Genomic DNA, 14,391 nt, shown 5'->3' on the forward strand with positions numbered 1-14,391 from the left:
CTATAAATCAGTCCAGGTCTTAATGACTATTAATTGATTAACTTATTGATTTTAAAATAATAAATACATGGCACGAAAACTGATACGTTTAAGGCAACAGAATAGAACCCCAGGAGTCATCCTATGCTTAGCGCTCAAGATCGTGCAATCGTCAAATCCACCGTGCCACTGCTCGAAAGCGGCGGCGAAGCGTTGATCACTCACTTCTACCGCATGATGCTCTCCGAATATCCCGAAGTGCGCCCGCTGTTCAACCAGGCCCACCAGGCTAGCGGTGACCAACCCCGCGCCCTGGCACACGGTGTGTTGATGTATGCCCGTCACATTGATCAGCTCGACCAGCTGGGCGACCTGGTGGCCAAGATCATCAACAAGCACGTGGCGCTGCAGATTTTGCCGGAGCACTACCCGATCGTTGGTACCTGCCTGCTGCGGGCCATCTCCGAAGTGCTGGGCGACGAGATCGCTACCCCCGAAGTGATGTCCGCCTGGGGTGCTGCCTATGGCCAACTGGCCGATATCCTGATCGGGGCCGAAACCAGCATTTACGATCAGAAAGAGCAGGCTCCCGGCGGTTGGCGCGGGGCGCGGGAATTCATCGTCGCAGCCAAGGTCGAGGAGAGCGCGGAAATCATCTCGTTCTATTTCGAGCCGGCGGACAAGGGCCCGATCCTGGCAGCGGAGCCTGGGCAGTACATCGGCATGAAGCTGATCCTGGAGGGTGAGGAAATTCGTCGTAACTATTCCTTGTCGGCCCTGGCCAACAAGGGGCAGTACCGCATCAGCGTCAAGCGTGAACAGGGCGGTCGCGCCTCCAATCACCTGCACGATCAATTGCACGTCGGCGCGCCGATCCAGCTGTTCCCGCCATCGGGTGAGTTCACCTTGAGCGCCAGCGACAAGCCGCTGGTGTTGATCAGTGGCGGCGTCGGCATCACCCCGACTCTGGCAATGCTGGAAGCGGCGCTGGCCACCGAACGGCCGGTGCACTTCATCCATTGCGCGCGCAATGGCAGCGTTCACGCGTTTCGCGACTGGGTCGATGGCCTGGCTGAGCGTCACCCCCAGCTCAAGCATTTCTACTGCTATGCCGAGGATGACGGCGTGAGCCCGGCGGCGCACAAGGTCGGCTTGTTGAGCCAGGAACAATTGGGCGAGTGGTTGCCGCAAGAGCGCGACCTGGATGCGTACTTCCTGGGGCCTAAAGGCTTCATGGCGGCGGTCAAGCGTCACCTCAAGGCACTGGGTGTGCCTGAGAAACAAAGCCGCTACGAATTCTTCGGCCCGGCTTCCGCGCTGGAGTAACCGCCGTCCATCCATAGGAGCCAATTTGCTGAGGTGTGGCTGATGGTGCCATCGCGGGCAAGCCTTGCTCCCACAGATCTCACTGCCTGAGAGATCTCACTGCCTGAGGAAGCAAGCCTTGCTTCCACAGTTCTCACTGCCTGTGAGAGCAGGCTTGCCCCTGTGATCACCTCCTGTGGGAGCAAGGCTTGCCCGCGATGAGGCCTGCACATTCACCGTGCAAGGCAGCTTGTACCGATCGGGTCAGCTTTTGAGTTCTTTCAAATGCTTGTACACCGTCGCCCGTCCCATATTCAGCACGTTAGCCACGTAGTTGGAAGCGCTTTTACCTTTGAAGGCGCCTTCGGCATGCAGGGCCAGGACCAGTTCACGTTTATGGTCGCGGGTCAGCATGCTCAGGCTCAGCTGGCGCTCGCGCAGCCAGGCATGCAGGAAAGTGTTGATCCGCTCTTGCCAGTCATCGCGGAACAAAGAATCCGGTTGCGGTATCAGCTTGCTGGGCGACAGGAACAGGTCCAGCGCCGCCTTGGCATTTTCAAACAACGAAATATTCAGATTGATGCACAACACCGCCAGCGGATGACCGTGCCTGTCGCGCAATACGCTGCTCAGGCTGCGAATTTTCTGACCATCCCAGTTGAGCTTTTCATACGGCCCGATATTTCGTTCGCTAACCCCTTCACTGAGCATATCTTCCAGCGAAGAGTCGTCGCCGACTTCGCGTTTGGACAGGTTATTGGCGATGTAGTCGACCTTTTGCGTGCGCAGATCATGCAGCACCACTTCGGCATGGGGAAAGAACAGCGTCGCAATCGCGTCGCTGATGGCGCGGTAGTTATCCAGGGCCGGATCTCTCTCGGGGGCGTTCATCAAGTCGTGCTCCAGGCGGCGTTAGCGCCCGTTGAACAGGGCGCAGGGAGTGTGCCGTAAACCGCTTCGAACGTCACCCGACTAGGCATGTTTGCTCAGGCGGGCAGGGGCGAGCATGGCCGCGTTGAGACCAAAGCGCGTGAGTGCTTCGGGCAACGCCTCACCCCGGACCAGCGCCGCACTGGCCTGGCCCATCGCCGGGGAAGTCTGGATGCCGTAACCGCCCTGAGCCGCCACCCAGAACAGTCCCGGTACCTGCGGATCGAAGCCGGACAGCAAATCGCCGTCGCTGACAAAGCTGCGCAAGCCGGCCCAGGTGCGGGTCGGGCGGCGGATGGTCAGGGTGGTGGCCTCTTCGATCTGATAGATGCCCATCGCGATGTCCAGCTCTTCCGGCTGCACGTCGTGAGGCTCCACCGGGTCGGCGTTGGCCGGCGAGCCGAGGAACATGCCGGCGTCAGGTTTCATGTAGAACGATTCATCGAGGCTGACCAGCATCGGCCAGTGATGGATGTCCACGCCCTGTGGCCCGGCAAAGATGAACGCCGCACGGCGCTTGGGTTGCAGGCCCAAGGGCTGGGCGCCGGCGAGTTCGCCGATCTTGTCGGCCCAGGCCCCGGCAGCGTTGATGATCACTGGCGCACTGAAGGTCTGGCCGTTGGTCTGCACCTGCCACATACCCTCGGCATCCCGGCTCAGGCTCGTCACTTGAGTATCGGTCAGCACCTGGCCCTGATTGCGGCGGATGCCGCGCAGGTAACCCTGGTGCAAGGCATCGGTGTCGATGTCGCTGGCGGTCGGATCGTAGATCGCGCCGTGGACTTTATCCCGGCGCAAAATCGGCAAGCGCACGCAGGCTTCCTCGGCGCTGAGCATTTGCATCTCCGGCACCGTGGCCTTGGCGCTCAGGTACTGGTTTTGCAGTTCGGCCGGGTCACCGGTGAAGTCCACGGTCATCTCGCCGCGCGGGGTCAGCAACGGGTGCTCGCAGAAACCGGCGGGTGGCGCTTCGAAGAATTCCCGGCTGGCCTGGGTCAATGCCCGCACCTGCGGAGTGCCGTAGGCGGCGGTGTACAGCGCGGCGGAACGGCCGGTGGAGTGATAGGCCGGGTGGGATTCGCGTTCGAGCACAATCACCCGGGCGTGCTGCGACAGCCAGAAGCCGGTGGAAGCGCCGGCAATCCCGCCGCCGATGATGATGAAGTCTGCCTGGCTCATGAACGTCTCCTGTTTGCGCGTTGGTGCCGAAATTGAAAGCCGGTCGCCCGTAGGAGCTGTCGAGTGCAACGAGGCTGCGATCTTTTGATCTGGCTTCTAAAAGATCGCAGCCTCGTTGCACTCGACAGCTCCTACAGGGGGACTTGGGGTCAGGGCTGCAGGCGGTAAATGGCATTCGCCAGCGCGATGTCTTCCAGGCCCAGGCCGATCGAGCGGAAGAACACACTGCGGTCGTAGTCAGGGCGTTGCACTTTGCCGCTGATCAAGTCAGGAAGATCGCCAACGATGGCGCTTGCGTCCCAGCCATGCTGTTCACCGGCAATCAACATCTCCCCCGCCGAACCCGGCGTGGTCAGACGATAGTCGCAGAATACCTGCATGTCCTTGAGACATTGCGGCGGCACCTCGTGAGCGCGCGGTGCGTTGGTGCTGATGGAGGTGATCAGTGCCGGTTTGCCCAAACGCGCTGGATCAATCACCGGCCCTGCGGATGAGGTGCAGAGCATGATCACGTCGGCATCCTGAATCGCCGCTTCGCGACTGTCAGCGATGGTCAGGCGCGGATCAAGGCTTTTGAGCTGCTCCAGGGTTTCAGGGCTCTCATCCCGAAGGCTCGGCGAATACAGGCTGATGCTCTGCCACTCACGCAGCCCCTTCACGTAGTGCAGATGCGCCTGGGCGACCTTGCCACTGCCGATGATCGCCAGGCGCTGAGCATTCACCGGAGCGAGGGCATCGACAGCCACGGCCGTGGTCGCAGCAGTGCGCGCCGTCGTCAGCTCCCCTGCATCACACAGCAGCAACGGCTGGCCGGTCTGCATCGACATCAGCAACGTCCACGCCGTCACCAGCGGGCCTTGTTCGCGCACGATATACGGCGAAGTCTTGACCCCGTAAACGCCGTCTTCGGCCAGCACACCCAGGTAGTTGATGAAGTCGCCGGCGCCCTGGGGAAATTCCACCAGTTGCTGGGCCGGCTGCACCGCTTGCCCGGCCGCGAGGTCGCGGAACAGTTTGCGCAGAATCTGCGGCACATCAAGTTGCCCCAGCAGTTCGCGGGCCTGGGGTTGGGTGATCACGTAAGGTGTACTGGACATGAACGGCTCCGGAGACAACATCTAAACTATTTTGTCCATTATGGACTTTTAGTTTAATCCGGCAACAGGCGGGCGAAAAAAAGGCGCAGTCCGTTGCCGGCTGCGCCTCTTGCGTTGCGTCCCCCGGGTTAAGGGCGCTTGCGCTCGACCGCCCGCAGCAGATGCGTCGGTGGTGTTTCACAGCTGATCTTGCGACCCAGCAACGCCTCGATGGACGGTAGCTGGTAGGAGTCGTCTTCACCGGCGAAGCTGATGGACACGCCATCAGCGCCAGCACGCCCGGTGCGGCCGATACGGTGCACGTAGTCGTCCGGCATTTCCGGCAGGGTGAAATTGATCACATGGCTGATGCCTTCGATGTGAATGCCGCGACCGGCGACGTCGGTGGCGACCAGCACGCGGATCTTGCCTTCGCGGAAACCTTCCAGGGTCTTGATGCGCTTGTGCTGCGGCACGTCGCCGGACAGCTGCGCAGCGTTGACGCCATCGCGTACCAGGCGTTCTTCGATGCGTCGCACTTCATCCTTGCGGTTGGCGAAGACCATCACCCGCTCCCAACCGTTGTCGTTGACCAGGTTGTAGAGCAGTTTGTATTTGTCGGCACCGGCCACCGCGTAGATGTGCTGCTCGACGTTTTCACTGGCCACGTTCTGCGACTCGATCTCGACGATCGACGGCTCGGTGGTCCATTGCTTGGCCAGGTTCATCACGTCCTCGGTGAAGGTCGCGGAGAACAGCAGCGTCTGGCGCTCGTTCTTTGGCGGGGTCTGGCGAATGATCTGCCGCACTTGCGGGATGAAGCCCATGTCGAGCATGCGGTCGGCTTCGTCCAGGACCATGACTTCGACCATGTCCAGGTGCACGTCGCCGCGCTGGTTGAAATCCAGCAGGCGGCCAGGCGTGGCCACGAGGATGTCGCAGTGACGGGCTTCGAGGTGCTTGAGCTGCTTGTCGAAATCCATCCCGCCAACGAAGGTCATGACGTTCAGGCCGGTGTACTTGGTCAGGTCCGCCGCGTCCTTGGCGATCTGCACCACCAGCTCACGGGTCGGCGCGATGATCAGTGCCCGTGGCTCGCCCATGTAGCGCTCTTTCGGCGGCGGGGTTTGCAGCAGCTGGGTGATGATCGAGATCAGGAACGCCGCAGTCTTGCCGGTGCCGGTCTGGGCGCGGCCGATGGCGTCTTTGCCGGCGAGGGTAAAGCCCAGCACCTGGGCCTGGATCGGCGTGCAATACGGAAAGCCCAGGTCCTGGATGGCGTGCATCAGTTCCGGGGACAGCTTGAAATCGTGGAAACGGGTCTTGCCTTCCTGAGGTTCGACGACGAAGTCTTCGAGTTTCCAGGGGATTACCGGCGCCTTGGGCTTGGGTTCGCGACGCGGCCGGGCAGGTTTTGCTTCTTCGCTGCGCGGCGGCTCGTCGGGCGTGGCCTCGACAGAAGGGATGGCCGGGGTGGGTATCGGCTCATGCTTGGGTACCGCTGCGGTTGCGGTTGCGGTCCGGCCAGGCTGATTACCGTCGGTGCGGTGGCTGGGAGTGTGAGACGGAGCGCTGGTGACTGGCGCGAGCTGCTCAGTCTCGCTTTTACCGAACATTTTCTTGAGTGCTTTGAGCACGGTCATCTCATCAATTGATTAAGGAATGTACGCCGGCCAGTGTAATGCAAGAATCGGGCGCGGCGTAGTGTGATGATCAAAGGCGGTTTTTACACAAGCTGTTTAACGCAGGCGCTCGGTGAGCCAGACGCCGATATCGCGTATCTCCTCAGGTAACACTTCGTGACCCATTGGGTATTCCTGCCATGTCACGGTGACACCACGGGCCTGCAGATGCTCATAGGCGCTGCGCCCCATCGAGTTCTGTACCACGTCATCGTACTGACCATGCAGGCACAGCACCGGAATGCGCTGCTGGCTGGCCGAAAGTTCCAGCTCAGCGCTGAAGGTAGGCGCGTAAGTGGAGAGGGCAAGTACGCCACCCAGGGGGCCCTGCCATTTGAGGAATGCGCCGTGCAACACCACGGCCCCGCCCTGGGAAAACCCGGCAAGGAAAATTCGCGAGGCGTCTATTCCGCTGGCGCGCTGAGCTTCGATCAAATCAATGACCCTTTGTGCCGACTCGTCCAGCTGTTCACGGCTGATGGCCCGGGCCGGGCTCATGGCCAATATGTCGTACCAGCTCGGCATCTCGTAGCCACCATTAATGGTGACCGCGCGAGTCGGTGCCTGGGGCATTACGAAGCGGGTGCTCAACAGGGTTTCCTGCAACGCCTCGGCCACCGGCAGGAAGTCGTAGCGGTCGGCGCCCAGGCCGTGCAGCCAGATTACGCAGGCGTCTGCTGGCTTGACGGGTTGAAGAATCAGGGGCTCGGTCATGGTCGCTCCATTTTTGTGCGTGCGCTCTCATTAAGTGCGAGCTCTGAGTGCGCGTCTGGTTGATCAGTTAAGAAGATGTCGCAAGGTTACAAGTTTTGCTATTGACCTGTCCCTTTAACGCCTCGGCGAGTGGTCTGGTACGGGCCTTGCTATGGGAAAACCCGAGCAATCAATCCGGCAACTGGCGGTAACACTATCAGTGTACTGCTGGGGGCGGGAGAGCAAAAAAATCCGGTAATGGATGTTCGCCAATGGCCGCTACGGGCTTCGCGAACGTGAAGGGCCACAGCCCGTTCGGCCGATTGGTGAGAAGTAAGTGATCCATGATGTGGATTTTCTCCTACTAGACTCATAGCTAAGGTCTTACGTCGCTTGACCCTAAAAAAAGCCAACAAGGGTCAACAACGCCTCATAAGGGTGCGACTGGACTCACGCTCCGACACAACAAGAGCAAAACTGGAGGTTTGAATGAAGATGTTGAAATCCACCCTGGCCATCGTGACTGCAGCCGCAGTACTCGGCGTCAGCGGGTTCGCTCAGGCGGGTGCAACCCTGGATGGAGTGCAGAAAAAAGGTTTCGTACAGTGCGGTGTCAGTGATGGTCTGCCGGGTTTCTCGGTCCCGGACGCCACTGGCAAGATCGTCGGTATCGATGCTGACTACTGCCGTGCCGTTGCGGCTGCCGTTTTCGGCGACGCGACCAAGGTCAAGTTCAGCCAGTTGAACGCCAAGGAGCGCTTCACCGCGCTGCAGTCCGGCGAAATCGACATCCTGTCGCGCAACACCACCATGACCAGTTCCCGTGACTCGGGCATGGGCCTGAAATTCCCGGGCTTCATCACTTACTACGACGGCATCGGCTTCCTGGTTAACAACAAACTGGGCGTGAAGAGCGCCAAGGAACTGGACGGCGCGACCATCTGCATCCAGGCCGGTACGACTACCGAGCTGAACGTTTCCGACTACTTCCGTGGCAACGGCCTGAAATACACCCCGATCACCTTCGACACCTCCGACGAAAGCGCCAAATCGCTGGAATCGGGTCGTTGCGACGTACTGACCTCCGACAAGTCCCAACTGTTCGCCCAGCGCAGCAAGCTGGCCGCGCCGAAGGACTACGTGGTTCTGCCGGAAACCATTTCCAAGGAACCACTGGGCCCGGTCGTACGTAATGGCGATGACGAGTGGCTGGCCATCGTGCGCTGGGTTGGCTACGCCATGCTCAACGCTGAAGAGGCTGGCATCACTTCGAAGAACGTCGAAGCTGAAGCCAAGGGCACCAAGAACCCGGACGTTGCACGTCTGCTGGGTACCGACGGTGAATACGGCAAAGACCTGAAAGTGAAGAAGGACTGGGTCGTGCAGATCGTCAAGCAGGTCGGTAACTACGGCGAAGTGTTCGAGAAAAACCTCGGCAAGGACACTCCGCTGGAAATCGACCGCGGGCTGAACGCTCTGTGGAACAACGGCGGCATTCAATACGCACCACCAGTGCGCTGATGGTTCTATCACCCGGTGGGCCAACCGCCGGGTGATGTTCTGATCCATTACATCCGGGGCACTTCATGCAAAAATCAATCGGCGCACCAAAGCAGAGGCTCAGCCTCAGCGATCCCAAAGTGCGTGCGTGGCTGTTTCAGATCATCACCATTGTGGCGGTGGTCTCGCTGGGCTGGTATCTGTTCGATAACACCCAGACCAACCTGCAACACCGGGGCATCACGTCCGGCTTCGACTTCCTGGAGCGCAGTGCCGGTTTCGGCATTGCCCAACACCTGATCGACTACACCGAATCGGACAGCTATGCCCGGGTGTTTGTCATCGGCCTGCTCAATACGCTGCTGGTGACGTTCATCGGCGTGATCCTGGCGACGATCCTCGGGTTCATCGTCGGCGTATCACGGCTGTCAAAAAACTGGATCATTGCCAAGCTGGCGACGGTGTATGTAGAAGTTTTCCGCAACATCCCACCGCTGCTGCAGATCCTGTTCTGGTACTTCGCGGTATTCCTGACCATGCCAGGACCGCGCAACAGCCATAACTTCGGCGATACCTTCTTTGTCAGCAGCCGTGGTCTGAACATGCCGGCGGCGTTGGCGGCGGATGGTTTCTGGCCGTTTGTAGTCAGCGTGGTCGTCGCCATCGTGGCGATCGTGCTGGTGAACCGCTGGGCCACCAGACGCTTCGAAGCGACCGGTGTGCCGTTCCACAAATTCTGGGTCGGCCTGGCGCTGTTCCTGGTGATCCCGGCACTGTGCGCGCTGATCTTCGGTGCCCCGGTGCACTGGGAAATGCCCAAGCTGCAAGGCTTCAACTTCGTCGGTGGCTGGGTGCTGATCCCGGAATTGCTGGCGCTGACCCTGGCGCTCACCGTGTACACCGCGGCGTTCATCGCCGAGATCGTGCGTTCGGGTATCAAGTCGGTCAGCCATGGCCAGACCGAAGCGGCGCACTCGCTCGGCCTGCGCAACGGTCCGACCCTGCGCAAGGTGATCATCCCGCAAGCCCTGCGCGTGATCATTCCACCGCTGACCAGCCAGTACCTGAACCTGGCAAAAAACTCCTCGCTGGCAGCCGGTATCGGTTACCCGGAGATGGTCTCGTTGTTTGCCGGCACGGTGCTCAACCAGACCGGACAGGCGATCGAGGTGATTGCCATCACCATGAGCGTGTACCTGGCCATCAGCATCAGCATTTCCCTGCTGATGAACTGGTACAACAAGCGCATTGCGCTGATCGAGCGGTAAGGAAAAGCGCATGAGTACTCATATTTTCAAACCTGACATGCCGCCACCGGACCGCAGTATCGGTGTGGTGGCGTGGATGCGCGCCAACATGTTCTCCAGCTGGCTCAACACCCTGCTGACCCTGTTTGCGTTCTACCTGATCTACCTGGTGGTGCCGCCGATCCTCGGCTGGGCAATCATCGACGCCAACTGGGTCGGCACCAGCCAGGCCGACTGCACCAAGGAAGGCGCCTGCTGGGTGTTTATCCAGCAGCGCTTCGGCCAGTTCATGTACGGCTACTACCCGGTGGACCTGCGCTGGCGCGTGGACCTGACGGTGTGGCTGGCGGTCATCGGCGTGGCCCCGTTGTTCATCTCGCGCTTTCACCGTAAAGCGGTGTACGGGCTGAGCTTCCTGGTGCTGTACCCGATCATTGCCTGGTGCCTGTTGCACGGCGGCGTGTTCGGCCTGACCCAGGTGGCGACCAGCCAGTGGGGCGGCCTGATGCTGACCTTGGTGATCGCCACCGTCGGCATTGCCGGTGCCTTGCCGCTGGGGATTGTCCTGGCACTGGGGCGGCGTTCGAACATGCCGGCGATTCGGGTGGTCTGCGTGACCTTTATCGAATTCTGGCGCGGCGTGCCGTTGATCACGGTGCTGTTCATGTCCTCGGTGATGCTGCCGTTGTTCCTGCCCGAAGGCATGAACTTCGACAAGCTGCTGCGGGCGCTGATCGGCGTGATCCTGTTCCAGTCGGCCTACGTCGCCGAAGTGGTGCGCGGTGGTCTGCAGGCGATCCCCAAAGGTCAGTACGAAGCGGCTGCAGCGATGGGGCTGGGCTACTGGCGTTCGATGGGCCTGGTGATTCTGCCGCAAGCCCTGAAGCTGGTGATCCCGGGCATCGTCAACACCTTCATTGCGCTGTTCAAGGACACCAGCCTGGTGATCATCATCGGCCTGTTCGACCTGCTCAACAGCGTCAAGCAAGCCGCCGCCGACCCGAAATGGCTGGGCATGGCCACTGAAGGCTATGTGTTCGCCGCCCTGGTGTTCTGGATTTTCTGTTTTGGTATGTCGCGCTATTCCATGCATCTGGAACGCAAACTCGACACTGGCCACAAGCGTTAGGAGTTCTTTTAATGAGCGAAGCAATCAAACAGCCTGTGAGCCCTGAAGGCATTATTCAGATGCAGGGCGTGAACAAGTGGTACGGCCAGTTTCACGTGTTGAAAGACATCAACCTGAACGTTAAACAAGGCGAGCGCATCGTCCTGTGCGGCCCCTCGGGTTCCGGCAAGTCCACCACCATTCGTTGCCTCAACCGCCTGGAAGAACACCAGCAGGGGCGCATCGTGGTCGATGGCGTGGAGCTGACCAACGACCTCAAGCAGATCGAGTCGGTGCGTCGCGAAGTCGGCATGGTGTTCCAGCATTTCAACCTGTTCCCGCACCTGACCATCCTGCAGAACTGCACGCTGGCGCCAATGTGGGTGCGCAAGATGCCCAAGCGCAAGGCCGAGGAAATCGCCATGCACTACCTGGAACGCGTACGCATTCCGGAGCAGGCGCATAAATTCCCGGGGCAACTGTCCGGCGGCCAGCAGCAGCGAGTGGCGATTGCCCGCGCGCTGTGCATGAAACCGAAGATCATGCTGTTCGACGAACCGACTTCGGCGCTGGACCCGGAGATGGTGAAAGAAGTACTCGACACCATGATCGGCCTGGCCGAGGACGGCATGACCATGTTGTGCGTGACCCACGAAATGGGCTTCGCCCGGACCGTGGCCAATCGCGTGATCTTTATGGACAAGGGCGAGATCGTCGAGCAGGCGGCGCCGAATGACTTCTTCGACAACCCGCAGAATGAGCGGACGAAGTTGTTCCTGAGCCAGATTCTGCATTGATCTGATTCAAGCGTTGAAATAAACCCGGACCTCGTTCCGGGTTTATTTTTGCCCGCGATTTATTGCCCTGCACCCGTAGGAGCTGCCGAAGGCTGCGATCTTGTGACTTTGGCGTCTTTGGACTCACCGGGATCCGTGGAAACCAAGATCAAAAGATCGCAGCCTGCGGCAGCTCCTACGGGGTTGTGTATTGCCCTTTGATCGATAGCTGACTAAGATGTCAGAAAATTCATCCTATGATTGGATGACAGGGCGAATTCATGTCTGACATTGCTCCACTGGTAAAACGCTCCCTGGTCGACCAGGCCCTGGACCAACTGCGCCTGCGCATCACACAAGGAACCTGGGCCGTTGGCCAACGCCTACCCACTGAGCCGGAGCTGTCCGCAGAATTAGGCATCAGCCGCAACACCGTGCGCGAAGCCATGCGCGTCCTGGCGTTTTCCGGTCTGATCGAAATCCGTCAGGGCGACGGCAGTTACCTGCGCGCAGTCATCGACCCGCTGGACACCATGAAGGCGCTGTCGCGCTGCTCCCATGAGCAGGCCCGGGAAACCCGGCACATCCTGGAAGTCGAAGCCATCGGCCTCGCAGCCTTGCGCCGCACCGACGAAGACCTGCTGGCATTGCGCGAGGCGCTAGGCGTCAGCGGCAGCCACTACCACGGCGACCTCGACAGCTACATCGCCTGCGACCTGGTGTTTCACCGGCGCCTGGTCGATGCCGCGCACAATCCCACACTCAGCGAGCTGTATCGCTACTTCTCCAGCATCGTCGGCGCGCAACTGCGCCAGACGTTGACCGCTACCCCTCGGCGCCAGGAAGTGTTCGATTTGCATATCGAACTGCTGGACGCCGTCGAGCAACGCGACCCGGAAAGGGCCAAAGCCCTGTCCAGGCAGTTGATCAATGAACCTTGAATCCGAGAAAACCATGTCCAGCAGTAACAGCAACATCCCTGAAGCCAAGCGCACGGCGGAGCTCGAAGAGCTGCTGATCGATGCCGAGGCCGATGACGAAGTGGTGCAGAACAGCCACCCGATCCTGCGCCGTCCCTGGCTGTTGCTGCTGGGTCTGATCCTGGTGGCGCTGAACCTGCGCCCGGCGCTGGCGAGCATGGCGCCGATGCTCAGCGAGGTCTCGAAGAGCCTTGGGTTGTCGGCGGCGCAGGCCGGATTGCTGACCACCTTGCCAGTGCTGTGCCTGGGTCTGTTTGCTCCGCTGGCGCCGATTCTGGCGCGCCGTTTTGGCGCAGAACGAGTGGTGCTGGGCATTCTGCTGACCTTGGCCGGCGGGATAATCCTGCGCAGTTCGTTCGGTGAAATCGGCCTGTTTGCCGGCAGTGTGTTGGGTGGCGCGAGCATCGGGATAATCGGCGTATTGCTGCCGGGCATCGTCAAGCGCGACTTCGCCAAACACGCGGGCACCATGACCGGCGTCTACACCATGGCCCTGTGCCTGGGCGCGGCGATGGCGGCGGGTGCGACCGTGCCGTTGAGCGAACATTTTGACCACAGCTGGGCAACGGGCCTGGGTTTCTGGGTGATTCCGGCACTGGTCGCGGCGGTGTTCTGGCTGCCGCAAGTCGGGCAGAAGCAAGGCGCGCACAATGTCGCCTACCGGGTTCGCGGCCTGTTGCGTGACCCGCTGGCCTGGCAAGTCACCTTTTACATGGGCCTGCAGTCGTCCCTGGCGTACATCGTGTTTGGCTGGTTGCCCTCGATTCTGATCGGTCGCGGCCTGACACCGACCCAGGCCGGGCTGGTGCTGTCAGGTTCGGTGATCGTGCAATTGGCCAGCTCCCTGGCGGCACCCTGGCTGGCCACGCGAGGCAAGGACCAGCGCCTGGCGATCGTGGTTGTCATGGCGTTGACCCTGGGCGGGCTGTTCGGTTGCCTGTACGCGCCGATCGATGGCCTGTGGGGCTGGGCGATCCTGCTCGGCCTGGGGCAGGGCGGCGCCTTCAGCTTGGCGCTGACCCTGATCGTGCTGCGCTCGCGGGACGCGCATGTAGCGGCCAACCTGTCGGGCATGGCCCAGGGTTTTGGTTACACGCTGGCGTCCATGGGGCCGTTTGCGGTCGGCATCGTGCATGACTGGACCGGCGGCTGGACGGCCGTGGGCTGGATCTTCGGCGTGATCGGCCTCGGCGCCATCATTGCGGGCCTCGGTGCGGGACGTTCTTTGTATGTCGGTGTCGTCAGCGAAAAGGTCTGACTACAGGTAAACCACGTCCAGCGTCGCCGAGCCGTCGAGTGTCACATCGGTGCTCAGGTCCAGCTCGGCTGTGGGCGCGATCACGGTTTCAAAGGTTACCTGGCTGGTGAGGTTCTGAATCGCGATCGGGCCGGCGTTGCTCCCGGCAACGTCTGTGAACCCGAGATAGCTTTTGGCGCCGATGGCGATGGGGCGGCTGTTCGATGAACTCCAGGCTTTGCCGCCCGTGGTGGAGTCGGTGCGATAGACCTGGGACAGGTCGTCTACCACGGTGCGCAGCGGATCAAAGTGCAACGCATACAGGCCGATCTTGTTGGCGCTCTGGTCACGGTTGAGCCCGTAGTAGATCTCACTGTTGACGATGGCCGAGCCGTCGCGGTTGTCGTGCATCAGTAAGGCAAAACGTGCGGGGGCGTCGCACTGGATGTTGAGGTCCAGCGTGCGGTCGCGCAGGCGGGTGGGTTTGTCGATGTTAAGGTCCAGCCGGGAGATTTTACCGTAGTCGACCAGGCCGCTGTTGGAGAGCAGCGGGGTGCAGGCGATAGGGGTTACCGTGCCTGTGACGGTGAGGTCCGAGCTTGATGCGGCGACGGCGAAAGGCATGGATGCGCTGAGTACAGAGGCGACAAGAGCCGAGAGGTAGGGTTTCATTGATAAATTCCTTTTAATGAAGCTGAT

The 14,391-nt window shown here is 60.6% G+C and carries 13 protein-coding genes; 7 read left to right on the top strand and 6 right to left on the bottom strand.

Features of this window, described 5'->3' with window-relative positions; translation table 11 throughout:
* The first annotated feature begins 123 nt into the window (after nt 1-123).
* The gene (gene hmpA / locus ACYZTK_RS20310) at nt 124-1,305 is read left to right on the top strand and encodes an NO-inducible flavohemoprotein (protein WP_462011463.1); all 1,182 of its coding nucleotides are present in this window, start codon (nt 124-126) and stop codon (nt 1,303-1,305) included.
* Between the two features lie 243 nt (nt 1,306-1,548).
* Here hmpA and ACYZTK_RS20315 read toward each other — a convergent pair whose 3' ends face one another.
* The 5 genes from ACYZTK_RS20315 to ACYZTK_RS20335 form a co-directional block, all read right to left on the bottom strand.
* The gene (locus ACYZTK_RS20315; protein ID WP_462011464.1) at nt 1,549-2,175 is read right to left on the bottom strand and encodes a helix-turn-helix transcriptional regulator; all 627 of its coding nucleotides are present in this window, start codon (nt 2,173-2,175) and stop codon (nt 1,549-1,551) included.
* An 81-nt stretch (nt 2,176-2,256) separates the two neighbouring features.
* Nucleotides 2,257-3,393, bottom strand: a complete 1,137-nt coding sequence (locus tag ACYZTK_RS20320; RefSeq protein WP_462011465.1) for an NAD(P)/FAD-dependent oxidoreductase — start codon at nt 3,391-3,393, stop codon at nt 2,257-2,259.
* Between the two features lie 149 nt (nt 3,394-3,542).
* Nucleotides 3,543-4,490 (bottom strand): ornithine cyclodeaminase family protein, encoded by a 948-nt coding sequence (locus ACYZTK_RS20325; protein ID WP_462011466.1) that lies wholly within the window; start codon nt 4,488-4,490, stop codon nt 3,543-3,545.
* Nucleotides 4,491-4,618: 128 nt separating this feature from the next.
* Nucleotides 4,619-6,112, bottom strand: a complete 1,494-nt coding sequence (rhlB, locus tag ACYZTK_RS20330) for an ATP-dependent RNA helicase RhlB (RefSeq protein ID WP_462011467.1) — start codon at nt 6,110-6,112, stop codon at nt 4,619-4,621.
* A gap of 96 nt (nt 6,113-6,208) precedes the next feature.
* The gene (locus ACYZTK_RS20335; RefSeq protein WP_462011468.1) at nt 6,209-6,865 is read right to left on the bottom strand and encodes an alpha/beta hydrolase; all 657 of its coding nucleotides are present in this window, start codon (nt 6,863-6,865) and stop codon (nt 6,209-6,211) included.
* Nucleotides 6,866-7,333: 468 nt separating this feature from the next.
* Here ACYZTK_RS20335 and ACYZTK_RS20340 point away from each other — a divergent pair, with 468 nt between their 5' ends.
* From ACYZTK_RS20340 to ACYZTK_RS20365, 6 genes are all read left to right on the top strand, one after another.
* Nucleotides 7,334-8,365: an amino acid ABC transporter substrate-binding protein gene (locus tag ACYZTK_RS20340; protein ID WP_462011469.1), complete on the top strand. Its 1,032-nt coding sequence runs from the start codon at nt 7,334-7,336 to the stop codon at nt 8,363-8,365.
* Between the two features lie 65 nt (nt 8,366-8,430).
* Nucleotides 8,431-9,612, top strand: coding sequence for an amino acid ABC transporter permease (locus ACYZTK_RS20345; RefSeq protein WP_462011470.1), 1,182 nt, complete (start codon nt 8,431-8,433; stop codon nt 9,610-9,612).
* 10 nt (nt 9,613-9,622) lie between these two features.
* Nucleotides 9,623-10,720, top strand: a complete 1,098-nt coding sequence (locus ACYZTK_RS20350) for an amino acid ABC transporter permease (protein WP_462011471.1) — start codon at nt 9,623-9,625, stop codon at nt 10,718-10,720.
* Between the two features lie 11 nt (nt 10,721-10,731).
* Nucleotides 10,732-11,496: an amino acid ABC transporter ATP-binding protein gene (locus ACYZTK_RS20355; RefSeq protein WP_045062117.1), complete on the top strand. Its 765-nt coding sequence runs from the start codon at nt 10,732-10,734 to the stop codon at nt 11,494-11,496.
* 260 nt (nt 11,497-11,756) lie between these two features.
* Nucleotides 11,757-12,416 carry a FadR/GntR family transcriptional regulator gene (locus ACYZTK_RS20360; protein WP_462011472.1) on the top strand — a complete coding sequence of 220 codons (660 nt, stop codon included), beginning with the start codon at nt 11,757-11,759 and terminating at the stop codon, nt 12,414-12,416.
* Nucleotides 12,406-13,713 carry a CynX/NimT family MFS transporter gene (locus ACYZTK_RS20365; RefSeq protein ID WP_462011473.1) on the top strand — a complete coding sequence of 436 codons (1,308 nt, stop codon included), beginning with the start codon at nt 12,406-12,408 and terminating at the stop codon, nt 13,711-13,713. Before ACYZTK_RS20360 ends, ACYZTK_RS20365 begins: the two co-directional genes overlap by 11 nt.
* Here ACYZTK_RS20365 and ACYZTK_RS20370 read toward each other — a convergent pair whose 3' ends face one another.
* Nucleotides 13,714-14,364, bottom strand: a complete 651-nt coding sequence (locus ACYZTK_RS20370; protein WP_462011474.1) for a DUF1120 domain-containing protein — start codon at nt 14,362-14,364, stop codon at nt 13,714-13,716.
* Between the last annotated feature and the right edge of the window lie 27 nt (nt 14,365-14,391).

The organism is Pseudomonas sp. LB3P31, assembly GCF_054897945.1.